The following is a 23928-nucleotide window of genomic DNA, read 5'->3' on the forward strand; positions in this document are numbered from 1 at the left end:
CCATAGTCGGAGAGTGTCACCACGCTCGTAAGTACCTACTATTTTCTGCGGTACTTACCTTTTCGTAAGGGGGATCAGTGATGGCCAAGGCGCCGAGAAGCGGGCCTTACATCTGCGGCATCGACGCTGCGCTCGACGTGGTGAGCGGCAAGTGGAAGGGACTGATCCTCTGGGAACTTGACGCCCATCGCGTACGGCGCTTCGCTGAGCTCCGTCGCGGTCTGCCGGGAGTGAGCGAGAAGATGCTGACGCAGCACCTGCGTGAAATGGAGGAGGACGGTCTCGTGCACCGAGAGGTTTATGCCGAGGTGCCGCCGCGGGTGGAGTACTCCCTGACTGCGCACGGGCGCACGCTTAATCAAGCGCTCGGGCCGCTCGGCGCCTGGGGGATTGAGCGGATGCGTCGCGAAGGATCCGAAGCGGTCGACGTAGCGGAGACCTCACACGGGTAAGCATCCCGGCCAGCAACCCCGTGTGTGCGCCACTCCTGAGGGCTGAATGCTGCGGGCACTGTGCTGCATAAAGAGATACCTGCGGTGGCGCAACGCCAACGCCAGTCACCCCGACGTCCTGGCCGCCCAACGCCGTGAACGCGCCCGGATCCGCAGCGAGAAGGGCATCCGTTGGGGCGGTCGCCCTCTCGTAAACGCGACAGCGACCTGACCGTGGACGGCTGAACGCTCGTGTCGCAGCCATAGCATCGCCTGATGCGCTACATCGACAACCGAGACGTGACCGAGGCCGTGAGCGAGATGGTGCGGGTACTCGGACCGCACGACGCGGAGGACTGGTCAGTGCCGGCAGGTTCGCTGGAATGGAGCTGCTGGACGACGGCCGCCCACATCGCCCATGACCTGCTGGCCTACGCCGGGCAGGTCGCCGCGCGCCCAGCGGACGCATACTTACCCTTCGACCTCGCCGTCCACTCGGACAGCTCCCCGCGCGAGGTACTCCAGGTGGTCACCGCCTGCGCGGGGCTGCTCGGCAGTGCACTGGCCACGGCCGGCCCGGAGGTGCGGGCCTGGCACTGGGGTCCTTGCGACCCGCCAGGCTTCGCGGCAATGGGTGTCGCCGAGGTTCTCCTGCACACCCATGACATCGCCCAGGGGTTGGGCGTGCCGTGGCTGCCCCCGGCCCCTCTTTGTGAGGCGGTACTCCACCGCCTCTTTCCCGACGCTCCGCCCGGAGACCCGGCTCATGTCCTCCTCTGGTGCACCGGCAGGGGCGACCTGGACGACCGCCCCCGCCGCACCTCATGGACATGGCGGGCGGCAGCAGCCGAGTGATCAGACCTGGGGAGGCAGACCGAGAGACACCCCCAAACACGGTGAACCTATGCGGTCAGAGCGCCGAGCGCGTGGATCCGGCTGTTGTTCTGGCGATGCTGACCGCTGCCATTCGTCAGGTTCAGTGGCGCGTGGACCTGGTCGAGGAGACGACCGTGTGGCCGACCTCCGCGGTTCCCGGCCCGGACGACCCCGAGGATGCGGACAACCCCTGGGTGACGGGACCGTGGGTATCCGAACTCAATCCTCTGGTACGGGACACTCTGGCGGCAGTGCGCGACTCCGAAGTGCCAGCCATCGTCTCCAGGTGGGTGCAGGCGGAGGAACTCCACGGAGCGCATGCCGGAGACATGCAGCCGGTAGCCGAAGAAATCATCCGGCTCGGCAGGCGGGCTCGCGAAGCCGGCGAGCAGCTCTACTGCTGGGTGTGTCTGTGAGGCGGCCCAGCCGCCTGGATGTCCGATGGGCATCGGAGAACCAGGCCACCTGAGCCCGCAGGCGAATCGGACCAGACCACTTGAGACAGGAACCGGATCCTTCGAGACGGGACAGCTGGGACAGCCGGTCTGGTCAAACTGCGATGAGACGAACAGGCTGGCCGTTCATCTTCAGGGTGGTGTTCCATCTGCTGTGGTGCGGTGCGCCGGCCGCCGACCTGGCACCGGGAGGAAGCCACCGCCGACCGCATCGGCCCCAGGATGTAAACCCGTGGGCCGATGCCCAGCAAGTGATCAATCGGTGGGCTGATGCCGCACGGGAGGGGCACGTGACAGCGTTCCTTTGTGCCCACGGACTAGCCGTCACGGCACGATTGACGATCCGTCACCATGGGAGGGACCATGACCACCACGCCGTTCATCAGCCGGAAGGGCATGACGCGCCGCCGCATGCTGGGAGCCGCGCTGGCCGCCGGGACCGCTTTGCCGCTTGCCGCCATCGCCAGCCCCGCGTGGGCGGACCCCGGCACGCCCGCCCCGACGCGGCTCACGCTGCCCGTGCCAACCGGACCGCACCCGGTGGGCACGGTCCAACTGCGCCTCGTCGACCGGTCGCGCCCGGACGACATCGCGGGCCCTGGGCACTTCCGCGAGCTGATGGCCACCGTCTGGTACCCCGCCCGCGACGTCCAGCGGTACCCGGTGGCGCCCTGGATGCCGGCAGGCGCACTTCAGGCGTTCCTCGCCGACGCGGGGTTCAGCGCCCTGGCCCCCCTGGCGCCGCTCACCGCCGGCCACGTGGCCGCTCCGGTGCGGCGGTCGGGCCGACGGCTGCCCGTCGTCGTGTTCTCGCACGGCGCGCACAGCCACCAGGGCGACCACACCATCATGGTCCAGGAGCTCGCCAGCCACGGATACGCAGTTGTGACGGTGGCTCACCAATACGACACGTACACCGAGTTCCCCGACGGCCGGGTCGCCGTCCCGCTCTACGACCGGAAGGCGCCGACGCTGCCTGGAGACTTCGCCGCGGACCTGCGCTTCGTTCTTGACTGCGTCGAGCAGCTCGCCGCCGGGTGCAATCCGGACGCCGACCAGCGGGAGCTGCCGGCCGGGCTGCTCGGCTCCCTCGACATGCAGCGCATGGGCGCGTTCGGCTGGTCGAAGGGCGGGACGGCCACCGCCCGCGCCACGCTCGCGGACGAGCGCATCCGGGCCGGGCTGAGTCTCGACGGCCCGATGCAGATGAACCCGCCGCTGGCCGGCGATCTGGACCGGCCGTTCATGATGATGTCCGCCGTGTTCACCCGGGCCACGGATCCCGAGGCCGCCGCGTTCTGGTCGCACTTGCGAGGCTGGCGACTGAACATCCAGGCCCAGGGCGCCGCCCACGTCTCGTACGGCGACAACGAGGCGCTGTTCCCACAGGTGGCGAAGCTGTTCGGATGGAGCGGACAGCAGCTCCAGGGCTTGATCGGCACCCTCGACCCTGACCAGGCGGTGAAGATCCAGCAGGCATACCCGCTCGCGTTCTTCGACGAACACCTGCGCCACCGACGGGGACACCTGCTCGACGGGCCGTCCCCAGCCTTCCCTGCAGTGACGTTCCTCCCGTGAGTACCCGGGACCGTGACGCCGAGGTCCGTCGCAGGCGCTTGAGAGAGCAGGACGGACGACTGGGCCGAGTTCTACCCGAACCGCCTCGGGTTCAGCGCGCCGTGGGACGGCTTGTACGACACGCAAGGGATGCGCAGTCAAGATCGTTTGACAAACGGTCGAGATCACTTGTCACAGGACAGTCCACAAGATGCAGCCAGGCGATGCCGCAGGGCGCTTCAGCAGTCGGCTCGCCGATGCAACTCTCCGTCGACAGTGAATCCAGTCCGCAGCCGCCCCTTGCCACCCGATCCAGTCGACGCAAATCACAGGGTTCGAACGGGCGGGCGGTGCCACGCGATCGCAGTGACAGCAAAGTTGGTCCGCCCAGGTGAGTGCCTTCCGTCGGACCGACTTCACCATTGTCCGTCTCACCGAACTTCTACCGATCTCACTGAAGATTGACCGACACAGCTGATGAGGGCTGGTACAGCACAGCCTCGGGCGGTGTCATGCGTAGACGCGGGCCGCGCCGAGCTGAAGGGCGACTGACTCCCAGGTCACCGGTTCGATCGGCGGAACGCCCGAGGACCGCCGTGGCCTGCCGAGCCAGGAGCTCAGCCAGCTTTCCCAGGATTCCAGGAACCCGGCGAGCGAGGCGTTCGCCCAGCCGCCCCCGTCGCCGGCCACTGCCCCGCGGCTTGCCTGTCTGCGGTCCAGGCGCGGCTCCGGGCGTAGTCGGCCGCCATGGCATGGAGGAGAGTGCGCAGGTCTCCCGGCGTGGCCACCGGCGGCTCGTCGCGCAAAAGATCGGCCCAAGACCCCGAGCCAGGGTGGCAGCGGCCGAACCTCTGAAGAAATGCGTCAAGTGACCTATAGACCAGCCCTGCGTTCCCCGCCGACGCGGGGGGCATCCGTTCCACGACCCCGCCCGTCCTGGCCCGGGAAGCTGCTATCGTGGCGCGGGGTGCGTGTACCCTGGAGGAGCTACTCGGCTCTCCCGCCGGGTCCGAAGCGGATGGCGCCGCGATCCAGGCGGTCGCCCGGGATTGGGGAGTCGTATTCCCGCCGGACTACGTGGCCGTGGCCGCCACGTACGGCGACATGCTGATCTCCGGCTACCTGTATTTCTGTGGTGCCGTAGACCTGCGTGCGTACGGAGAGCGGTGGAGCCGACAGCTCGCGGGCTCCCCTGCCGTGCCGCAGCCCGTCCCGCCCGCGCCGGACGGGCTGTTGCAGTGGGGTCACACGATCGAGGGAGACCTCCTTTCCCTGGGCCAGGGTCTCGGCGGCGACTGGACGGTGTCGGCCTTCCGCCGTGGATGGGCGGACTGGCATGAGACCGGGCTCGGCTTCGGCGAGTGGTCCCGCGGACCCCTGGCCGGGACGCTCGCGACCGACTGGCTGCCGGAATGGGAGTTGGGCCCGCATCCCATCGAGCGGCGTGAGACGCCCTGGAGTGGGGCACGTCCTCTCGCTGCTTCTGAACTCAACAGTGGGGTCAGTCCTCGCCGGAGCAGGGGTCTATCCGGACGCGGGACAGAAAACGCACCCGGGCAATTACTCCTGCCGGCGCGGGGATGGGCCGACGGCCAAAAGGCCAGACTGGACACCAACGGAACGGGCCGCGTAGCAGCGACCGTGAGCTCCCCCTTCGAACCGTCCTCGCACTTCTCTCCCCTGCTACGACGTATCCGAGCGACGGTCGGCGTCGGCCCGAACTGCTGTCAGGGCTGGTGCCGCATACCGGCCGCCGACTCCACTGGAAGCGGCGGCCGCGACCTGGACCTGACCAGCAGCGGCCGACTACACCGTTCGTCCACGGCGCGCCGGCTACTTGAGCAGCGCCTCGGACAGCACCGCGCCTGCAACCGCCCCATCGCGGTGTTCACGGCAGCCGATCACCGGGTGGCTCGACAGAGCCGCTGCCCCGCCCCGACGGCCGGTATCGCTGCTCTTCCGGGGCGGCGCCGGACAGGGCCGTGCCAACGGCTGACGGGCGGCGATGGCTAGGTAGTGGGGAGGAGTTCGGCGACGAGAACGGCGAATTCCTCGGGGTCAAGGATGCGGATGCCCAGTTCTTCGGCCTTGGTGCGCTTGGAGCCGGCCTTCTCGCCCGCCACCAGGAGGGTGGTGCGCTTGGACACCGACGACGACGCCTTTCCGCCGGCCCGCTCGATCAGCTCGTTCATCTCGTTTCGGGACAACACCGCAAGGGGGCCGGTCATGGAGCCGGTTACCACGACGGCATGTCCGGCCAGCGGGCCGTCCGCCGAGTCCTCGCCGTCGTTCGCGTCGGTCGCGGGCTTCTGCGGCTCGGTGACCTGCGTGCCGACCTGCTGGACCTGGAGCTTGTCGAGGAGCGGGGCGAGTTCGACGAGTTCGGCCGCAATGACGCGGGCCTTCTCGGTGCCGATGCCGTCGACCCCGGCCAGTGTGTCCGCGTCGGCGGCCCGGATCGCGGCCATCGAGCCGAAGTGCGCGGCGATCCGGCGGGACATCGTGCGCCCGGTGCCGCGGACACCGAGGGCGCAGAACACGCGGCTCAATGCGGCCCCGCGGGCGGTCTCGATCGCGGCCAGGAGGTTGGCGGCGCTGGTCTCACCCATCCGCTCCAGACCGAGGAGCTGCTCGCGGGTCAGCGTGAACAGGTCGGCGACGTCCTTGACCAGACAGGCCTCCACCAGCTGGATCGCGCGCGTGCCGCCGAGACCTTCGATGTCGAGCTGGTCCCGGCCAGCCGCGTAGATCACCGAGGCCACGGCCTGACAGCTCCGGCCGCGCACGCACCGCCACCGCTGCTCGGAGGTGTCGATCGCGTCGCCACAGCGGGGGCACGCCTCGGGGAAGACGATCGGGCTCTCGGAGCCGCTGCGCTGGTCGATCAGCGGTGCCTCGACCCGGGGGATCACGTCGCCGGCCCGGTACACGAACACCTGGTCGCCGATCATGAGTCCGCGACGGGTGATATCGGATGGATTGTGAAGCGTGGCGTAGGTGATCGTCACCCCGTCGATGACCACGGGCTCCAGGACAGCGCGCGGGGCGATGATCCCGGTCCGGCCGACGTTCCACTCCACCGCCAGCAGGCGCGTCACCTTGTGTTCGGCCGCCAGTTTCCGGGCGACCGCCCACCTCGGGGCGCGCGAGCCGTTGCCGGCCTGCCGCTGGTCTTCGGCCGTGTCGGCCTTGACGACGACACCGTCGATCCCGAACGGCAGGTCTCCGCGCAGGCCGGCGATCACGTCGATGCGTTCCTGTACCTGTTCCACGGTCTCGCATCGCATCGGGGCGGCGGCCGTGCTGGCGGCCGTGTTCGCGCCGAGCGCTGCCAGGTTCTCCAGCAGAGCGACGTGGCCGAGGTCGTCCAGGCCGATCGCACTGTAGGCGAAGAAGGTCAACTCGATCCGGTAGGGGCGGTCCTTGGCCCGGAGGGTGCCGGCCGCTCCGCTGCGCGGGTGCGCGAAGGGCGTGGCCTCGTGGGCGAGCCGGATCCGGTTGGCCTCCTCGAACTGCGCGGTCGTCAGCAGCACCTCGCCGCGCAACTCGACGTCGATCGGCTTGGTGAGTACCGGCGGCAGACCGAGGACGGCGTCGGCGGCGTGGGTGATGTCCTCGCCGGCCAAGCCGTCGCCGCGGGTGAGGACCTGAACGAGCCGACCACCCCGGTACCGGGCGGCCACCGCGAGGCCGTCGAGCTTCGGCTCCACACACCACCCAGCCACAGGGTGCCCGAGACGCCGTTCCAGCCCTGCGGCCCACTCGGCGAGCTCGTCGGCGTCGAAGACGTTGTCGAGGGAGAGCATCGACACCGAGTGCGGCACGTCACCCTGCACAGCCCCGCCCGCCACCTTCCCGGTCGGCGACTCGGCAAGCACCTCGTCCGGGTGCTCCTCCTCGTAGGCCGCGATGGCGCGCAGCAGCCCGTCGTACTCGTCGTCACCGAGCGGGGTGGTCCCGTCGCCGTAGTACGCGGCCGACGCCGCCACGGCGGTGGTCACGGCCTCCACGTAGGCGGCAGGAGAGAGCAGGGCACTGTTTTCGGTCATGAAGGTCATCATCCTGCCCCGCACTGACAACGCCGCCGCCCGACCCCGCCTTGCCACGGCACGCAACCGGGCCGCCCTGCGGCACAGGGCGGGAACGGCGACGGCCTGCTGATTCAGCACCGCCCTCGCGGTCGATCGCCCGGACCGAAACCGGCTCTCGGCGGGTCACACAGTTGCATATCGTGACCTGCGGAGATGCCGCTCGTTCCGGCATGTGGCGCGATTCTTACCGGCTGGCCTCAAGGGGGGTATGGTCGTCCGGTCACGGACGGCAATCGGATCGTCTGTTCAACCCAGTTCAACCCAGAGGAACCGACATGACTGATCTGAACTCGCTGCGGGCAAGCCTTGCGTCAGGTGAGCACGAGTTCGCCGACACCTTGGCCTTCGTCGCCGCGCATTACGAGTATCAGCCGCAGGCGTTCCGCAACGGGGAACTGGAAAATGCCGCAGGTGAGAACGAGGGTTCCTGCAAGACGCTGGGACTGGCCCTGCTGGAAGGGCTGAGCGAAAAGGAAGCGCTGCTGGCATTCGGTGAGCACTATCGCAGTGTGCTGGCGACGCCGAACGACACTGATCACGGCAACATTCGCAACCTCGTGGCCCATGGCCTGGCAGGGGTGAGCTTCGCCGGGCAACCCTTGGTCCGCAAGAGCTGAACAGCGAAATCCGGGCGAGCACCTTCTTGTAGCCAGAGACCGCATCGACGTCGGCAAGGCAGAACGCGCAGTACAGGGTCCTTTTGGGCGGCTTGTGGCCGGGGCGATCTCTTGCCCAGCACGGTCCGTCCGGCGGATCCGCCCGCTCGCTTCTCGCGCGCCTTCCTCAATCTGTTCCCCTCCACGTTCCATATCCATGTACCCCAGGTGCCAGACCACCGTTTCCAACAGCAACCGCACCGACAGGTATGTGTCCTGACCGGCGATCGTGTCCGGCCACACCGAGAGCGCAAGGAACGCCCCAGCCCGCCCACACGGGACGGGTGATAACCCCCGGCGGTCTCGCGCCGGACTCCAGGCTCCGCGCCGCAGGCCGGACACGCCACGTCATGAGCCTGCCTTACCGTGGGCCGCTGTCCGGCCCGCCATCCCGGTCAAGCCCGCTCCCCGGCTCCCCGCCCCCCTGGACGATCGGTTGCTGGCGGGGCGCCGTTGAGACCGGCACGCCTCTTCCACGACACGAGCTCCCGCTCACGGGCGCTGAGAACCTCGCCGGCCTCCTCCGCCGCCCGCAGCAGCCTGCGCACCGAATCCCTCAGCACCTCACGTCCCCGTGACCGGCGGCCCCACTGCTTGACCGGGCGCCGCAACGACGACAGTGGCGGAAGGCATCCAGCCTCGACGACCTACTCGCTGACGACCAGGCCGACACCCCCACTGCATGAGTGCAGTGGCGCTGACGTCGGCGGGGGCTCGACAGTCACCGAGCTCCGCGGCCGGGCCGCCTCTGCCCCCAGCGCCCGTAGGTGAGGTCCAGGACCACCGACGCCACCTCGTCCTCCAGTCCGCCAGTCCACCAGTCCGCCGAGAGCCGCACCGACGGGCCGGCCGACGTCGGCTCGGCGGCCGCCGCACACCGTAACGAGGGCCAAATCACCCAGGACTTGGACGTGCGCGCCCCTTACTCGCATCACGGGCTCCCCTCCGAAAGGGTGGCAGCCCAAGGGCAACGGCACGTGACCGCGGCCGGGCCGCACGGGCGGCGCCGCCGCATCCGCAGGCTCGGAATCGGGCGGCGCGCACGGCGTGGGCCGCGGGTGCGCCGCCCGTCGAAATCCAGCCGTGCGCGTCCGCAGGGAAGCGCATCGACGGTGCGCGCGCTAACCTCCGCCCATGTTTGACATGGACATGCTTCAACGAAGAGCCGGTCGGCACTCCTTGATGTGTCTCCTCCTGCTGGCCCTCCTGTGTACGGCGACCACCGCGACCGCCTCGACCAGGACCGCGGCCCCGGACCCGGCCCCGGCGGGCACGCGCGCGGCCGACGCAGCGACCGCCCGCTGGGGCGACCGCCGCCTCGACGAGGTCGCCTTCCTGGCCACCCACAACGCCTTCACCAACTACGAGGACTCCCGCTGGACTTCGGTGAACCAGTCCGAGTCCGTGCGCGCCCAGCTCGACAACGGCGTCCGCGGCCTGAGTCTGGACACGCACTGGTACGAGCGAAGCACCTGGCTGTGCGTCATCAGCTTCGGCAGCGACTGCTATCCGAGCGACGTCTACCTGTGCCACGGCGACTGCAAGACCTTCGCCGGAGCCACGTACGCCCTGCCACGGCAATCCTTCCACGGCACGATGCAGACCGTGGTGGACTTCCTCGCCGCACACCCGCAGGAGGTCGTGACCGTCTTCCTCGAGGACTACGTCAGCGCCGAACAGCTACAGAACTCCCTTGGCAGGGTACGGGGGTTGCAGGACGTGGTCTTCCGGCCCGACGAGTGGGGCGTGCGGCAGCACGGCTGGCCGAAGGTGGCCGACCTCGTCACCGCCGGCAAACGGCTGCTGATCTTCTCCGACCGGTCCGACCGCGAGCACTTGGGCGTCATGTACGACAGGTCCTGGACCGTGAGCAACTACTGGAGCCTCGGGGACCTGGGCAACGACCTCACGTGCGTCAGCCGCTGGCCCGATGTGCCCTTGGACCGCCAGGAGCCGGGATTCCGGCGCCTGTTCACGATGAGCCACCACCGCAACGTCCCCACGGTCCTCACGGCGGCCTTGGACAACGGCGCCAAACTGAGGAACCGCATCGCCGAGCAGTGCCGGCCCGCGGCCGGGGGCCGCGACCCGAACTTCATCTCCGTCGACTTCCACCGCCTGTCGGACGGCAGCGGCCACACCCCCGCCTCGATCGTCGCGGAGCTCGACGCGAGCCCCTGAGGTACGCCCCGGACCGGACGAGCCGGGGCGTCGGCGTGCCGGTGGGCGGCTCGTCCGGTCCGGGGCGTCGCAACGAGGCGGAAACGGGTCGTGCTCCCGGCCGGCCTTGTGTCCGTCGGAAGCTCCCGGCGCACGTCCACGGCCCGCCCGAGCGGCCCGCACCGCCTTGGTGTCCGTTCCGGCAGGGCGGGTACAAGCGCACCACCGCACGAACGCCAACCTGCACGCCGACGGGTGCCACGAGCTCACGCTCCGCGCCGGGGAGGTGTTCCGCGTCGAGGTGTACGACGGCCTAGCGCCAGACGTTCGGACGCACAGGCTTCCAACTCCTACGGAGGCGCGCCCTGCTGGCATGAGTTCAGAGAGCGGGACGGGGCTGGCCGGATTCGAACCGGCGTCCTCCCACATGCGGTGAAGGCGCGACAACCGCTGCGCTACGAGCCCCATCCCACCCCCGATCATACGAGCAACCCGCACCCAGCGCTCTGAAATTCATCCAAGAGGACTGATCACTCACCGCGAAGACATCACAAAACCTGAGCCGGAACCCATTTTCGTGAGCGAAGCCACGTTAACCCGCCGGTTGCGGATCCGGTCGGAGGTGCCGCTTTGGAGCTGGTGGAAGTGGATGGTGTGGCTGTCGGCGGCTGTGTAGAGGCCTACTGGCAGGCTGACCTTTTCTGAACCAGCGCTCTACGATCAGCTGGCGTCGTTCGACCCGCGCCGCCCTCGGTCTGGTCCTCAACGCCGTCGTCCTGTGGCACACCCGCTACCTGAAGGACCGGCACATCAACTTCCTGGGCCGCTATCTGTTCAACATCAAGGTCAGCGGACCCGGTCAGGGCCTGCGCCCCTTCCGGGACCCGGAGGCTGTCGAGGACGACGAGGATTGACGGCGGCGCACCCGGCCCGCGGGCCACTCGTCGCATCTCGTGGAGGCCAGGTGCCCGACGCTCCGGGGCCGAAGCGAGGAACGCCGAGCTGGGCGTAGTGCTGGCTCAACGACCTCGCCGAGCCCTAAAGGGCACCCTCGTGAACGGGATCCCGGGAATCCGGGTGATCTGGATCAACGGCCGGGGCGGCGGGACGCAGCGCCGCCTCGACCCGGCGGTTGCTGGTCATGGTCGACGTGACGGCGGTCATGGTGAGGAGGAGGCCGGCGGCGGTGTAGAGCGGGGTGCGTACGTCGTAGGTGGTGGCCAGCCAGCCGCCGAGGAAGGCACCGACCGGGGCGGCGCACATGGCGAGCATGCGGGAGGTGGAGGCGACCCGGCCCATCAGGTGGGCGGGGACGATCGCCTGTCGGAGGGAGGGGGCGAGCACCATCGTGGCGCCCATGCCCGCTCCGCAGACGGCGAGCGCGAGGCCGGCGACGTACGGGTTCGGGGCGGCGGCGAGGCCCAGGATGGCGAGTCCCTCGACTGCGGCCGTGCAGGTCAGTGCCGTGCCGGTGCCGAGTCGCCGGCCGAGGAAGGAGGCGATGCCCGCGCCGAGCAGGCCGCCGGCGGCCTCCGCCGTGAGGAGCAGGCCGAAGCCGAAGGTGTCGACGCCGAGACGATCGTGCGCGAAGAGGGCGAGTACGGTCTCCACGGCGAGGAAGGCGATGTTCCCGACCGCCGGGCGCAGCGCGAGTCCGAGCAGCAACTGATCCTGGAATACGTACGAGGCGCCGGCCCGCGCCTGCCGCAGCAGCGACTCACGGGCCTGCGGTACGGGCCGGGGTGCGGCAGGCAGCGACCGTACGAGCAGTGCGGAGAGCGCGAACGACACCGCGTCGGCGAGCAGCGGAACCGCCCGCCCGAGCGTGAGCAGGGCACTGCCCGCAGGCGGCCCCGCGAAGCCGGATGCGGCGGTCTGGGCGCCGCGCAGGCGGGAGTTGGCGCGCTCCAGGAGCGCGGGATCGCGGCCGAGCAGATCCGGCAGGTAGGCCGTGGCGGCCGTGTCGAAGAAGAGTCCGCCGAGGCCGAGCAGGAAGGCGACGGCCGCGAGCAGCGGAATGCTCAGCACGTCGAACGCGGCCGCTGCCGCGGGTATCGCCAGCAGCACCGCACGCGCCGCGTCCGCGATCCACATCGTGCGCCGGCGATCCCAGCGGTCCACCAGCGCACCGCCGAGCACCCCGAAGAGCAGCCACGGCAGCGTTCCGGCGGCCGTGACGACGGCGAGCGCCATCGGATCCCGCGTCAACGTCAACGCGAGCAGCGGCAGCGCGGCATGCAACACCCCGTCACCGAGCGAGGACACGGTCTGCGCGGTCCACAGCCGTCCGAACCCGGCCGGCAACTTCCCAGCGTCTGAGGTCACTTGGCGTCCCCTTCGGCCTGCTCGCGCGGTGTCGGGTGGAACAGTGCGAAGACGAGTGACGCGTTCGGCAGCGACGGGTCGGACAGCTCCCGGTACTCGTCCGCCAGTGCCTGCAGCCGCGCCCCCAGTTCCGCGAACTGCGCCTCGGTGAGCCGCAGATGCGCCATCCGGACGTGCCGCTCGCCGTCCACCGGCGCTGCCTCCAGGTCCGCCACCGCGTGCCGCATCAGCACGTCCGGCTCTCCCTCGCCCCGGTCCGGCAGCACGATCGCCCGCGCGGCCATGGCGTAGTACCGCTCGGTGACACCCCGGACCTTCCGCGTTCGCACCACCTTCACCAGGCCGGCCCGCTCCAGCAGCCGTACGTGGTAGCTGGAACTCCCCTTCGCGAGGCCCACTCGCTCGGCGATCTGCGTGATCGTCGCGGGCTCGAAGCGGAGCACGGCCATGATCCGGTGACGCGTGAGATTGGAGACGGCGCGCAGCTGCTCGTCAGTGGTGACGTGGAACGTCTCGGGAAGATCATCGGTAGGCATGTCTCCAATGGTCAACGTTTCTTGACCATTGGGCAAGGGGTTTTCGTTCGGGCTTCCGGAACCGGCTGTCCAGCACACGCGGCCTTCGCTCCTGCGCTCTCCTTCACGACCTCGCCCAACCCGCACCCGGACGGCTTCGCTCCGGGCCGGTGAGGAAGCTCATCCGCACCGCCTAAGTCCTTGAGTCGTCGAGAAACCCTCGTCATCGGCACCGAGGAGGGCCTCTCCGTCGCCCGCGCCCGCGGCCGGGTCGGCGGACGCCCCAGCGTCGCCACCTAGGAGATCACCCGGGCCGCCCGTGACCTGCTGCCCGACCCGGGCCGCTCGATCACCTCGATCGCCAAGCGGCTCGGCGTCTCGCCGGGGACGTTCTACGACCGCATCCCGGACCTGCGCGAGCTGCGCGCCAGCGCAGTGCCCCGCCAGCTCGAAGCCCCCACACAGTAGGCAGATCAGACCGAGATCAATCTCAGCGGCACTTCTGTGCCCCAACTACTCACGCCCGACGTCCCCGCCCACACGAGGTGAGCCGTGGGGCATGGGGCCTTCGCCCGGCGTTCCTCCCGAGCCGCCCTGACTGGGCATCAGGGCGCCTACGCGTACAGCGCCCCGACGCCGAACCCGAGCCCGAGCACCGTGAAGAGCGCACCGACTCCGACGAAGACCCACCACAGGCCGTTGCCTCCGGCCGGAAGTATCCACCGGGAGGGACGCGCGGGGTCGTAGCGGACCTCGACCCGGGTGCCGACGGCAGGAGTCCTGTTGAGCGGGCGGGCCACTCCCGACGTGGTCTCCATAGCCCGGCCGTCCGCCGTGGTCCAGGCGACGACCGGCGCGTACGCCGTGGTCCCGGTGCTCCGGATGGTGATCGAGCCGTCCGAGCCCCCGCCCTCCATCCGCATCGCCTCGAGGCGGATCACCACCCCCTGGGCCCGCACGCCGTCGCGCAGCAGACGCCGGGTCTCCCGGACCTTGTGGTACGACGCCGCACCGAGCACGGCACCCGGCAGGGCAAAGGCGAGGGAAAGGATCCACAGAGCAGAAGAAGGCGACATGAGACCTGTTTCGGTTCGGAAGCGGCGACGCGAGGCCCGGTGCACGACCGCCCCGCGCAACGCGCAGGCCCCCGCACCCCCGGTTCGACTACTACCCGTCAGGACGCCTGTGCACCAGATTCAGTTTCGCAGGTCCCGTGCGTGAGCAGAGCGCGACCGACGACCCACCCGGGGCCGTCACAGGCCCGCTCCGGTCCTTCGAAGCCAGCGGGCAGCAGGTCGGAAGGATGCCACGGTCTGCCGGGTCTTCAGGAACTCCGTTCGTCGCCTCTGAATGCTCGTTCGCGGACGGCGCTCGCCGGCGAGCGCTGGTTCAAAGAAGGTCGGCCTGCCCGTGGGCCTGTACACGGCCACCGACAGCCACACAATCCACTCCATCAGCTCCAGCGCGGCACCTCCGACCGAATCCGCAACCGGCGGATCAACGAGCGCACCGGCAAGGAGGTCGAGCTGGACGAGATCACCCCGGGCCGCTCCCGCTCACTGGACATTGCCGGATTCGTCAACCTCGCGGAAGTGAACCCGGTCTTCTTCGGAACAGCTACTGCCTCGGCCCGCGCGGCGCCGAGTACGGGACGGTCTACGGCCTGCTGGAACAAGCCCTGGCCAAGGCCGGAAAGGCGGGCAGCGCCACCTTCGTGATGCCCAGCACGAGTACCTCGTCGCCCTCAACGCCGAGAACGGCCTCCTCACCCTGCACACCCTTCACTGGGCGGACGAGACCAGAAACCCCAAGGCCGGGATCGACCACCTCCCCGGCAAGACGAAGGCCACCGCCAAGGAACTGAAGATGGCCGAGCAACTCATCGGCGCCATGAAACACCACCCACCGCAGACCCGGCAGCGCAGCCGATATGTGTTGGCCAGTTGGGTCCAGGGCCGGGATACTCAGGTGCTGTGAACATGGGAATCTCTGGTTTCAAGCCGTCCTTCCTGGTCGGAGTCGAGGCGATTCGGCAGGCGCACGGATCGCGCCTGGCGATGCTCGCTGGTAGGCGGCTGACAGGTTTCGCCCTGGTTCGGTTCGCCGAAGACGGGGACTGGTTCGCCGACTGCCCGGTGGTGTTGGACTTCGACGGCATCCAGGTGGAGGTTTGCCACTGGAAGTTCGACGAACTCTCGATCGCCCAGGACACGATCGACACCTCGGCGACCATCGCTGGTTGGGAATCGTCCGAGCTCACGCCTCAGTGGTCTCACAGCGATGAACGCCTCGAACCGTTCGTCGGGCAGAAACTGCGGGAGGTAACGCTCCTTGAGTGGCGGCCAGCGGAACGTGACCTGGCGGCTGGAACGGTGGCAGTGGAGTTCGTCTTCGCCAGCGACTGCCTGCGGATCGTCAACGGCATGGACGAGAACCGCCTTGAGGTCGGTGCGGCTCAGCCGGACTACGTCCGACACAGGCTGGGCCGCTGAGTATTACTACCCGGTCGGTCTTCTGACCTTGAGGCAGGGGTCCAGCGGCTGCGTCTCGGGCCGGTCAGTGCGCTGGCCGTCGACCGGACCCTCCATGCCGAGCTGACCGCCGATCACCCGGCGACCGTACTCGACGTGCGGATCGTCCGCAGCTGGACGCCGCGCGGGCCACTGCTGTCAGCTGACGACCGCTCCGTCCTGCGCCACCGCGTACACGCGGCACGCCCGCCTCGACCTCCTCGGCCGCCCCGCCGCCGATCTGTTGCGGGACATCTGCGAAGGCGCCGGCTCCGGGGAGACCGAACGGCTCCGCTGGACCCGCGAACTGGACCGGGTGGACGAGGAGCGCGACACGGCGAGCAACTCCGCACCGTGGAGGTCCGGCTGGCCGCTCTCGCCACCGGACTCGGACAAGGTCAGCAGGCCATGCGCCTCTCCGAGGAAGCGTCCGCTGAGCTTGTCGGTCATATCGAGCTGACGTTGGAAACTGCGTTCGCCGGGCCGGTCGAGGTGCGCCTGAGCCACCTCGTCCACGCTGGTCACCCGGGTGGTGCGGTTCGAAAACCGGTCCGGCCACGCGCTGCTCGCAGGTCCCGTGGACCTGGTCCGCGGCAGCGGATTCAGCGGGCGCGGCACACTGGACTTCACCGCCCCCGGCGCCCGACGCGGTCGACGCCGAAGGCATCGCCCGCCGGGACGTCAGCTCCCACCCGGCAGCCACCGCACGGTCACCTGGTCTACGACGTATCGGCGAGCGCCAGGGTTGACGGGCTCTGATCCGAGCCGAAGAGAACACGAGTCCGCCGACGCCATGGTGTCCCGCTCTGGGACACGTGGCCGGGGCTCGTGGCGTTCATCAGTGTGTCGATCAACGTGCCGGCGTTCTGCTGGAGCTGTTCAGATGGTGGGCCTCCCAGTCCCCCGACGGACCATGGTGCGGCTGGTCGAGCCGATGTCTGGTCTGTACATGTCCGGGCGGGAACCGATGTCGATTTCGGGCGACCGGCGGTGAGAACTATGAGGTGAGCGGGCAGCTCGTCAGCAAATCCTCGGGCCTGGTGGAGGCAGGGCGGGGCAGCGTGTGGCCGGCCGGGGGCTGCACGCCGCGGCCGGTCCAGTCCTCCAGGGCCGTGAAGGCGGCACGATGGCACGGGAGGAGGGGCCGGAGCTTGTCGGGGAAGGCGTCGAACAGCGAGTCGACGTGGGTTCCTCCCTCGACCCGGTAGTAGCGGAAGAGGTGGCCGCGGCCGACGTCGCCCACCATGCGGGCGTAGACGTCGGAGTCCTGGCTGATGGGCAGCAGCACGTCGAGAGTTCCGTGCACCGTAATCAGAGGTTTGCCGATCCGGCCGGTCAGAGCGATCTTCGAGATCGCCTCGCGGACGCCGTCGGGCCGGGAGCGGTAGTCGTAGTCGGCGTCGCAGCCGGGGCTGCCAGGTGCGCAGAAGGGGTGGCCGGCCTCCAGAGTGCCGTCGTAGTGGGGGTCGAGTTCCTCACGGTAGATGCGCTGGGTCAGATCCCAGTAGTACTGGTGGTGGAAGGGCCACAGGAATTCCGAGCCGGCCGGGAAGCCAGCGGCGGTCATCTGCTGGTGGGCGCGCTCGGCCCCCTCGCCGCCTCCGGCGTAGGCGGGGTAGGCGGCGAGGGCGGGCGGCAGGAAGGTGAGCAGGTTCGGCCCTTGCTCGCGCCAGAGGGTGCCTTCCCAGTCGACACCGCCGTCGTAGAGTTCCGGATGGTTCTCCAGCTGCCAGCGGACCAGGTATCCGCCGTTGGACATGCCGGTGGCCAGCGTGCGTGCGGGGGGCCGCAAGTAGCGTTGTGTGATGACGGCTCGGGCGGCGCGGGTGAGCTGGGTGACCCGGGTGTTCCATTCGGCGAGCGCGTCACCGGGAGCACGGCCGTCACGGTAGAAGGCGGCCCCGGTGTTGCCCTTGTCGGTCGCGGCGAACGCGTACCCGCGGGCCAGGACCCAGTCTCCGATGGCCCGGTCGCTGGCGTACTGCTCGCGGACACCCGGGGAACCGGCGACGACCAGACCGCCGTTCCACCGGTCGGGCAGGCGGATCACGAATTGGGCGTCATGCTGCCAGCCGTGGTTGGTGTTTGTCGTCGAACTGTCCGGAAAGTATCCGTCGATCTGGATTCCGGGGACCCCGCTCGGCACGGAGAGCCCGGCCGGGGTCAAGCCCGCCCAGTCGGCAGGGTCGGTGTGTCCGGAGGCAACGGTCCCTGCCGTGGTGAGCTCGGCCAAGCACGCCTTGTCCTGACGTTCGGCACCCGGCACCCTGAGCCACGCGAGCGTCGCACAATGGGCCGCCGACGCATCTCCAGCGGCATGGCTCCGGTCCTGGGCGGCCGCCGGGAGAGCGGCGAGGGTCAGGAGCGTTGCAGCCGCGGCGACAGCCCGCCGCACCATGGCGATGTGTGGCACCCTCCGTGGACGTTGCGGCGGTGATGCTGTTCTGAGCATGGAGAGCACGGATACCTCCGGTGAAGTCGCGTCTGTGGGCAAGGCGGGACGCTATGGCTCACCGCGCCGCCCTGGGCAGAGGTAGGACCCCCACAGCCCCGACCTGGGCTGTGGGGCGGTGCACCACACCACAGCAGCGGGGAGAGGGTTGCTCTCGCCCCGCGGACGGGCCCTCAACCGTCGTTGACTTCCGACTTCCGCAATTGCTCGCTCGCGGTGCCGCCTGACGTTCTGGGCCGCGAAGTAGCCCTGGGGGACGGCGGCGTCCGGGTCCACCGTGATCTCCGTTCCCTGGACGGCTGCCGAACCCGCCCCCGCCGCCGTCCGCGACCGACGCCGAACACGGGCTACTCCTCGTACGCGAGTTCGTGATCCGCTGGGGCGTACGGGACCGAGTCGGCCCAGGCAAGACCGTCTGGGCCGGCTGTCCCCTCCGGCCGCGTGGCTAGAGCTTCGCGATGTCCTTGTGCATCACGTCGACGCTGTCGGAGTGGTAGGCGGCCAGGCGCACCTTGAGCGGGTGGCCCGCCGGGGCCTTGATGATGACCTCGCGCGTCTCGCCCATGCCGATGCCGTAACACGAGGGCTCGGGGGTGAGGGAGGTCCAGCCGTCCCCGCCGGCCTTCGGGTCGTTCCACTGAACCCAGGCACAGTCACGCTCGCCGGAGGTGATCAGCACGTAGGTGACCTTGACGGAGTTCACCGCGCCGTCGATGCGCTCGTAGTTCACCGTCGCGGTGTTGTGGTGGAGGTTGGCACCGGCCTCCAGGTTGACCGTGCTGAGGGTGGTCTCGGCGGCGACCGGGGTCGCCCCTCCCGCCAGCGTCGCGGCAGTCAGGGCAAGGGCGGCGGGCAGGGCAGTGGATATGCGCATGTTCCCTCTCCACGAAGGTAGTTGGGCCGATCGCGCGCACCCTATCCCGCGGGTCGTACATCCCCCTTCCGCGACCTGTCAGTTCAGGCCGCAGAAGGGGAGGTGGACGCGAATCAGCGCTTGAGCGTGAAGGTGAAGTCACCGGAGAGCCTGGCGCCCAGCCGGACCGCCGAGACGAGACTCCCCTCCGCGATCAGGCGCTCGACCTCGGCCCGAGCGAGAACACAGCCCTCCGCGATGAGCCGTACCGGCCGGACCGGTATCCGGGCCGCGAAGCGGACCGAGACGTCGATTACCTCGCGGTCCAGGTGGTTCGAGCCGCCTGTGTCCAGGCGCCAGGCGCCGTCCCAGTCGAGGGCGACGCGGTTGCGACGCTGCAGGACCGGGTCCTGGAGCAACTCGGCGGTCAGACCGTGGTCGTTGTCGTGCCCAGCCGGTCCAGCAGCTCCGGCCGTACGGAGCGGACGTTCGCCCGCTCGAAGATCGTGAGCTTCGCCGTGTCCCCGCACCCGGTGCAGAGGACGAGGAGCCAGGCGTCGAGCGCCTTGTGGTTCGCGTTGACGCGGAACTTGCCGCTCGCCCGGAAGTGGTCGGATGCGCACGCATGGCAACGACGGCGGACGAGGGGCAGGCAGGTGGGAGTGACCACCCAGGTGTTGAGTACAGGTGTACACCGGTTTCAGTGAGAAATCCGCAGCAGGAAGCAGCACGGCGCGCAGATGCGCGACGCGCGACCGATCAGCTCTCGGGGGGTCTCACAGGGTGTACAAGGGCCTGCCTTCGGCTCGACGACGCGTTCGGGCAGCACGGTAAGCCCGCACGGCGGCGCCGTTCCACCGGTTTTCCGGTCACGCGGGAACGGCTCGGCTTCCTGGGGCGGCGACTTCGCACCCGGACCGTGATGATCCGGTGTTCGGTGCGGGTCGGGACACGGCCCCTGCCCGGCGGCAGCGAGTACCGCCTCGAGCAGTGGCCGACAGATCAAACTCAAGGCACCAGGGCCAGTCGTATCGCGAGTCAGGCCACCGCCCGAAGCGGCACCCCAACATCCTCACAGTCGTATCGCGTGGCGACGGCTCGGAGCTGTTTCCACTTGCTGACGCACCGCTCGACAGCGTTGCGGCGGCGGTACTGGGTTTTGTCGAACGCGGGCGGTCGTCCGCCGACTCGGCCCTTGCGCCTACGGTTGGCCCGCTGATCGTCAGGCTGGGCAATGGTCGCGTTGATCCCGTCGCGGGGCAGACGGGAATGTGACGACAGGCCTTAGGGGCGGCGGGCCAGCAAGTGGGCGTCGAGGAAGCCTCGCTCGGAGGCCGGGTCGTGGAGCAGCCGGGCGAACGTGACGAGCCCGGCCCTAGCCAGCAACTCGGCGAACTGGTCCACCGGCCAGCTATAGGCGGGCGTCACCTTGTGGTCGAAGCGGACCGGCTCCGGCCCGTCGGTCGCGAAGAACGAGACCAGGAGCAGGCCCCCTGGTGCCAGGACACGTACCTGCTCGGCGAGCAGCGGGGGCAATTCCCCAGGCGGGGTATGGATCATCGAATAGTGGGCCAGCACGCCGCCGAGCGCGGCGTCCTCGACCGGCAGGGCCTCCATCCGCGCCTCATCGAACCGCAGCGCCGGATGGGCCCGCCGGGCATGGTCGACCATTCCCGGGGAGAGGTCGAGCCCGAAGGCGTCCAGCCCCAGTTCGTGCAGCATGGCCGTCAGATGTCCAGGCCCGCACCCGACGTCGGCTGTCCGCGGGTTCCCCGTCCCGCGCACCAGCTCGGCGAATGTGCCGATCATGTTCCGCGAGAACGGGTGCGTCTCCAACCGATTGGCGAACATCGACGCATAGAGCTCGACGACCCCGTCGTAGGCCGCCCTCGTCTCGTCCTGATGTTCCGCCACGGGGAAGAAGCTAACACCCTTGCCGTTCACTGCCGTTCTCCGGCTCCATACCGCCCCTGGGGCTGATCCCATCGCCTGAGTGCGGGACGACCCCAGTAGTTCGGAGAAAGCTCCTCCCACACCCCGTCAGGAGCCGCGCTGACGTCGGTCAGTGAAGTAGTCGGTGCCCAAGACGTGACCACGGCGATGGTCCAGCCGGCACGTGTCCAGCGGTACACGGCCCCGTCAGCGTCCACTGAACCGACCGGGCTCCTTGCTGGCGGGACGGCCGGTTGCTGATGGAAGTCCGTCGAAACCAGCACGTCTTTCCCACGACGCAACGAGCTCCCGCTCACGGGCACTGAGGACATCGCCGGCTTCCTCCTCCGCCGCAGCAGCCTGCGCACCGAATCCCGCATCACCTCACGCCCCAGCGCCCGGACGCTCCGCTGACCCGCCGGGCCCGCTCCACCTCCTGCTGAGCTGCCAAGGATCTCCTCCTGCTGCTGTCCTGTGCATCCGCGGCCAGCAGAGCGTCGGCCTGCTCCGCGATCGCTGTCTCCGCTGCAGTGCGGTCATGGCTCGCGGTGCCGTTGGCCATCACCAGGAGGTGGCCAATCGCCATGAGGTTTCCCGCCGCGTCGGCCTCCTCCAAGAGCATTCATCGTCTCTGGCACCCCTGAGGGTCCGGCGGTCCTACCCCGGTCGACGAGAAGATCCTCCGAATGGCCCGGGACCTGCTGCCCCACCCCGAGCACTCCAGCACCGCGATCGCCAAAACGCTTGGAGTGAGCCCGGGGACCAACTACCCCGGCCGCACACGGGGCGTGACGTGATGAAGCCGGGTTGCCCTCACGGCATCCCGGCTTCGTCGTCGACGGCGAGGAAAGCGGGGGGACTATCAGTGGAGTGGTGAGAAGGAAGTCCGCCCATGGCCTCGCCGTGGTCAACGGTAGCAGTCAGGCCGGGATCAGCGCGCGCAGATTTTCCGGCGTGATGATCAGCGAGTCCGGGTGCAGCCCTTCCGGGCGTTCCAGGCCGATGTACGTGACCGGGCCGTCCGGAACCCGAACCTGGCTGCCGTCCCACCACGTGGTGGCCGTGGCGCGATCGGTCATCAGGCTGACGAGGTGCCGTACCGTCAGCTGGTCGCGTTCGACGATGCCGCGCACCAGCGTGGCGACCGACACCCGGTTCCCCTCAACCCGGTTGGAGTTCGGGGTGCCCTTCAGGTAGAGGTGCAGCCACTTCGCGCGCCACCCGCCGTCGTCCCCGCGCAGGAACACCAGCGGCAGGGCGACCCGGCCCGTCCCCCGCATCTCCGACTTCATGCGCACCGTACGCGGCTCGAAGGGGCGTCCCCGCTGCTCGGCGTCGCGCACCATGAAGCCGAAGAACGACTCCGCGACCTCCTCGAAGCCCTCCCCGGAGTAGATGTTGACCTGCGGAACGATGAAGTCGCCGCGTACGGCGTCCAGGCGCAGGTTGATGAACTCCGAGGCGCCATCGGGTGCGGGAGCGTTGGTGATGTCGCCCGAGTGTTCGCCCTCGAGGTCCTGGAGGACCGTGTACGACAGCCAGGTCACGGTTTCGTACGACCCGTCCAGTATGAGCGCCGACAAGTCGAAGTCCGTGCTGCGCTGCGTCTGACGCCAGTGGACGAAGAACCTGAGCAGCTCGCCGTCCACCGGGGAGAGGGACCCGCGGGGCAGTACGCCGAGCCCCGCTGCCGTCGCCTTGCCGCTGAGCGGAAGCGCGACGTCGAGGACCGCGGGATCGACCAGCAGGTGGCCCGGCTGCGGGAGCCGGCGCCGCGTCTCCGCGTCCAGGGCTGCAACCAGCCGTTTGATGTCGTGTTCCGGCACGGACGGACGGGTGTCGGCGGCTACCCAGGCGCGGCCCCCTCGGTTGACGAAGAAGCGGCGCTGGCGCTGCACCGCCTCCTGCGTCCGGTTGTGGAAGTGCTCGCGTACCGACAGCAGGACCCGGCCCGAGACATGGGGGGCGGCCACCTCGGCAGCGGCCGCGACCGCGTCGCGCTCCTCCTGACTGGGGCAGGCGCGCAGCAGCCGGTCCAGGGAGCGCAGCAGCTTGCCCGGGGCGGCGGCCGCCAGCAGCCGCGCCGCGCCCGTGACGTCGTCGGAGCCGAGCAGTTCCTCGACGCGGCTGTCGAGGGTCCGGGCCTCCTTCTCACCGCGGGCGACGGCGAACACGTCGGCGGCGTGCGGCCAGCGCGGGTACTCGTGCGGGTGGAGGCGCTCGCCGAGGCGCTTGAACGCCTCGCGGTGGGGGACAACGTCGGCGAGCTTGGCGGGGGATGCGGCGACCGTGTCAAGGCCGGCGAGCAGGGCACGACGGACCGGCCGGGACAGCGAACGGAAACGGGTCGGCTCGGCGAGGGTCACGTCGCCATCCGACAGGGCGCAGGCCAGGCGCAGGACGTCGGTGACGGTGTCCAGCAGCAGGTCCGCGCCGCGGTCGAGGCGGGCACGGTTGACGACGGCGCGGTTCTCCCGGACCGGGATCTCCTCGGGCTGGGGACCGTCGGCGCAGTGCCCGGCGAGCACGGCGAGGTCGCGCAGGCCGTCCTCGCCCAGCGGTGTGGCACTGCCCGCCAGGGCCAGGTACAAGGCGGTGACCTCGTCGTCCGGGGTGCCGCCCGCGTGCAGGACCGTCATGCGGTCGCCGACGGCGGCGATCAGCTCGTCGTGCGCGGCGAGCATTTCCTCGTATGCGTGCCGGTAGGTGCCGTACGTCGGGAGGGTGAGGAGGTCAACGACACCGGACCGGAGCTGGTCGATGGTGCCCGCCCGCGAGGCGTCGTCGGCGAGCGCCTCGCGGATGCACTGCATCCAGAACTCGAGCGTGTCCGGCACGTTGGCCGGGAAGTCGACGAAGTAGACGTTGTGCTGGACGTGGTCGCCGACCATCGCGCGCACGGTATCCAGCGTGCGCGACGCGGTGTCGAGGACGACCTCTTCAGCCAGGCCCGAGAGGTGCTCCAGCAGCTCCCCGGAGAGCTTGAAGCCCACTGACAGCAGCGCGGCGTCGAACTGCCGTGCCGCGGCAGCGCCTTGCCCAGCGGGCCCGGAAGGGGTAGGGAGGCGGTGGTTGTGCCTGATGACCAGGGCTTCAAGAGGATGGGCCATCAGGA

At 69.5% G+C, this 23928-nt stretch carries 17 protein-coding genes, 1 tRNA gene and 2 pseudogenes; 8 read left to right on the forward strand and 12 right to left on the reverse strand.

What is annotated here, in order from left to right:
* Positions 1-80 precede the first annotated feature (80 nt).
* From OG429_RS01990 to OG429_RS02010, 5 genes and pseudogenes are all read left to right on the forward strand, one after another.
* On the forward strand, positions 81-452 hold the full coding sequence (locus OG429_RS01990; protein ID WP_328923518.1) for a winged helix-turn-helix transcriptional regulator: 372 nt from the start codon (positions 81-83) through the stop codon (positions 450-452).
* 76 nt (positions 453-528) lie between these two features.
* Positions 529-663 (forward strand): annotated as a pseudogene (locus tag OG429_RS01995) (IS630 family transposase); the annotation flags it as partial.
* A gap of 44 nt (positions 664-707) precedes the next feature.
* Positions 708-1286 carry a maleylpyruvate isomerase N-terminal domain-containing protein gene (locus OG429_RS02000; protein ID WP_328923519.1) on the forward strand — a complete coding sequence of 193 codons (579 nt, stop codon included), beginning with the start codon at positions 708-710 and terminating at the stop codon, positions 1284-1286.
* A gap of 71 nt (positions 1287-1357) precedes the next feature.
* Positions 1358-1723, forward strand: a complete 366-nt coding sequence (locus OG429_RS02005; protein WP_328923520.1) for a hypothetical protein — start codon at positions 1358-1360, stop codon at positions 1721-1723.
* A 402-nt stretch (positions 1724-2125) separates the two neighbouring features.
* Positions 2126-3340, forward strand: coding sequence for an alpha/beta hydrolase family protein (locus OG429_RS02010; protein ID WP_328923521.1), 1215 nt, complete (start codon positions 2126-2128; stop codon positions 3338-3340).
* A 1988-nt stretch (positions 3341-5328) separates the two neighbouring features.
* Here the strand turns inward: OG429_RS02010 and ligA are convergent.
* On the reverse strand, positions 5329-7368 hold the full coding sequence (ligA, locus tag OG429_RS02015) for an NAD-dependent DNA ligase LigA (RefSeq protein ID WP_328923522.1): 2040 nt from the start codon (positions 7366-7368) through the stop codon (positions 5329-5331).
* A 317-nt stretch (positions 7369-7685) separates the two neighbouring features.
* Here ligA and OG429_RS02020 point away from each other — a divergent pair, with 317 nt between their 5' ends.
* Both OG429_RS02020 and OG429_RS02025 read left to right on the forward strand, forming a co-directional pair.
* The gene (locus tag OG429_RS02020; RefSeq protein WP_328923523.1) at positions 7686-8027 is read left to right on the forward strand and encodes a HopJ type III effector protein; all 342 of its coding nucleotides are present in this window, start codon (positions 7686-7688) and stop codon (positions 8025-8027) included.
* A gap of 1173 nt (positions 8028-9200) precedes the next feature.
* Positions 9201-10247 carry a PI-PLC domain-containing protein gene (locus OG429_RS02025; RefSeq protein WP_328923524.1) on the forward strand — a complete coding sequence of 349 codons (1047 nt, stop codon included), beginning with the start codon at positions 9201-9203 and terminating at the stop codon, positions 10245-10247.
* A 371-nt stretch (positions 10248-10618) separates the two neighbouring features.
* Here OG429_RS02025 and OG429_RS02030 read toward each other — a convergent pair.
* The 4 genes from OG429_RS02030 to OG429_RS02045 form a co-directional block, all read right to left on the reverse strand.
* A tRNA-Ala gene (locus tag OG429_RS02030) sits at positions 10619-10692 on the reverse strand.
* Positions 10693-11264: 572 nt separating this feature from the next.
* Positions 11265-12551, reverse strand: coding sequence for an MFS transporter (locus tag OG429_RS02035; RefSeq protein ID WP_328923525.1), 1287 nt, complete (start codon positions 12549-12551; stop codon positions 11265-11267).
* Complete coding sequence (locus OG429_RS02040; RefSeq protein ID WP_328923526.1) at positions 12548-13087, reverse strand: ArsR/SmtB family transcription factor; 540 nt, start codon at positions 13085-13087, stop codon at positions 12548-12550. The genes OG429_RS02035 and OG429_RS02040 overlap by 4 nt, the downstream gene beginning before the upstream one ends.
* A 593-nt stretch (positions 13088-13680) precedes the next feature.
* Positions 13681-14142 carry a DUF3592 domain-containing protein gene (locus tag OG429_RS02045; RefSeq protein WP_328923527.1) on the reverse strand — a complete coding sequence of 154 codons (462 nt, stop codon included), beginning with the start codon at positions 14140-14142 and terminating at the stop codon, positions 13681-13683.
* Positions 14143-15045: 903 nt separating this feature from the next.
* Between OG429_RS02045 and OG429_RS02050 the strand changes: the two genes are divergently transcribed.
* Positions 15046-15558: a hypothetical protein gene (locus OG429_RS02050; RefSeq protein ID WP_328930132.1), complete on the forward strand. Its 513-nt coding sequence runs from the start codon at positions 15046-15048 to the stop codon at positions 15556-15558.
* Between the two features lie 177 nt (positions 15559-15735).
* Here OG429_RS02050 and OG429_RS41345 read toward each other — a convergent pair whose 3' ends face one another.
* From OG429_RS41345 to OG429_RS02090, 7 genes and pseudogenes are all read right to left on the reverse strand, one after another.
* Positions 15736-16092, reverse strand: a complete 357-nt coding sequence (locus OG429_RS41345; RefSeq protein ID WP_443051223.1) for a hypothetical protein — start codon at positions 16090-16092, stop codon at positions 15736-15738.
* Between the two features lie 481 nt (positions 16093-16573).
* A complete protein-coding gene (locus OG429_RS02060; RefSeq protein WP_405680634.1) occupies positions 16574-18028 on the reverse strand; it encodes a tannase/feruloyl esterase family alpha/beta hydrolase in 1455 nt (484 codons plus the stop codon).
* A gap of 445 nt (positions 18029-18473) precedes the next feature.
* On the reverse strand, positions 18474-18902 hold the full coding sequence (locus OG429_RS02065) for a hypothetical protein (protein ID WP_328923528.1): 429 nt from the start codon (positions 18900-18902) through the stop codon (positions 18474-18476).
* 113 nt (positions 18903-19015) lie between these two features.
* Positions 19016-19551 (reverse strand): annotated as a pseudogene (locus OG429_RS02070) (DUF1062 domain-containing protein).
* 614 nt (positions 19552-20165) lie between these two features.
* Complete coding sequence (locus OG429_RS02080; RefSeq protein ID WP_328923529.1) at positions 20166-20795, reverse strand: class I SAM-dependent methyltransferase; 630 nt, start codon at positions 20793-20795, stop codon at positions 20166-20168.
* Positions 20796-21192: 397 nt separating this feature from the next.
* Positions 21193-21435: a hypothetical protein gene (locus tag OG429_RS02085; RefSeq protein ID WP_328923530.1), complete on the reverse strand. Its 243-nt coding sequence runs from the start codon at positions 21433-21435 to the stop codon at positions 21193-21195.
* A 298-nt stretch (positions 21436-21733) separates the two neighbouring features.
* Positions 21734-23923: a hypothetical protein gene (locus tag OG429_RS02090; protein ID WP_328923531.1), complete on the reverse strand. Its 2190-nt coding sequence runs from the start codon at positions 23921-23923 to the stop codon at positions 21734-21736.
* Positions 23924-23928: the final 5 nt, after the last annotated feature.

The sequence above is a fragment of the Streptomyces sp. NBC_00190 genome, assembly GCF_036203305.1.
Taxonomy (GTDB): Bacteria; Actinomycetota; Actinomycetes; order Streptomycetales; family Streptomycetaceae; genus Streptomyces.

What these genes read in the sequence shown, in the direction of transcription:
- OG429_RS02085 (WP_328923530.1), bottom strand. Translation starts at nt 21,435, where the DNA reads ATGCTCTTGGAGGAGGCCGACGCGGCGGGAAACCTCATGGCGATTGGC.
- OG429_RS02000 (WP_328923519.1), top strand. Translation starts at nt 708, where the DNA reads ATGCGCTACATCGACAACCGAGACGTGACCGAGGCCGTGAGCGAGATG.
- OG429_RS02040 (WP_328923526.1), bottom strand. Translation starts at nt 13,087, where the DNA reads ATGCCTACCGATGATCTTCCCGAGACGTTCCACGTCACCACTGACGAG.
- OG429_RS01990 (WP_328923518.1), top strand. Translation starts at nt 81, where the DNA reads ATGGCCAAGGCGCCGAGAAGCGGGCCTTACATCTGCGGCATCGACGCT.
- OG429_RS02020 (WP_328923523.1), top strand. Translation starts at nt 7,686, where the DNA reads ATGACTGATCTGAACTCGCTGCGGGCAAGCCTTGCGTCAGGTGAGCAC.
- OG429_RS02045 (WP_328923527.1), bottom strand. Translation starts at nt 14,142, where the DNA reads ATGTCGCCTTCTTCTGCTCTGTGGATCCTTTCCCTCGCCTTTGCCCTG.
- OG429_RS02090 (WP_328923531.1), bottom strand. Translation starts at nt 23,923, where the DNA reads ATGGCCCATCCTCTTGAAGCCCTGGTCATCAGGCACAACCACCGCCTC.
- OG429_RS02050 (WP_328930132.1), top strand. Translation starts at nt 15,046, where the DNA reads ATGGGAATCTCTGGTTTCAAGCCGTCCTTCCTGGTCGGAGTCGAGGCG.
- ligA (WP_328923522.1), bottom strand. Translation starts at nt 7,368, where the DNA reads ATGACCGAAAACAGTGCCCTGCTCTCTCCTGCCGCCTACGTGGAGGCC.
- OG429_RS02025 (WP_328923524.1), top strand. Translation starts at nt 9,201, where the DNA reads ATGTTTGACATGGACATGCTTCAACGAAGAGCCGGTCGGCACTCCTTG.
- OG429_RS02060 (WP_405680634.1), bottom strand. Translation starts at nt 18,028, where the DNA reads ATGCTCAGAACAGCATCACCGCCGCAACGTCCACGGAGGGTGCCACAC.
- OG429_RS02010 (WP_328923521.1), top strand. Translation starts at nt 2,126, where the DNA reads ATGACCACCACGCCGTTCATCAGCCGGAAGGGCATGACGCGCCGCCGC.
- OG429_RS02065 (WP_328923528.1), bottom strand. Translation starts at nt 18,902, where the DNA reads ATGCGCATATCCACTGCCCTGCCCGCCGCCCTTGCCCTGACTGCCGCG.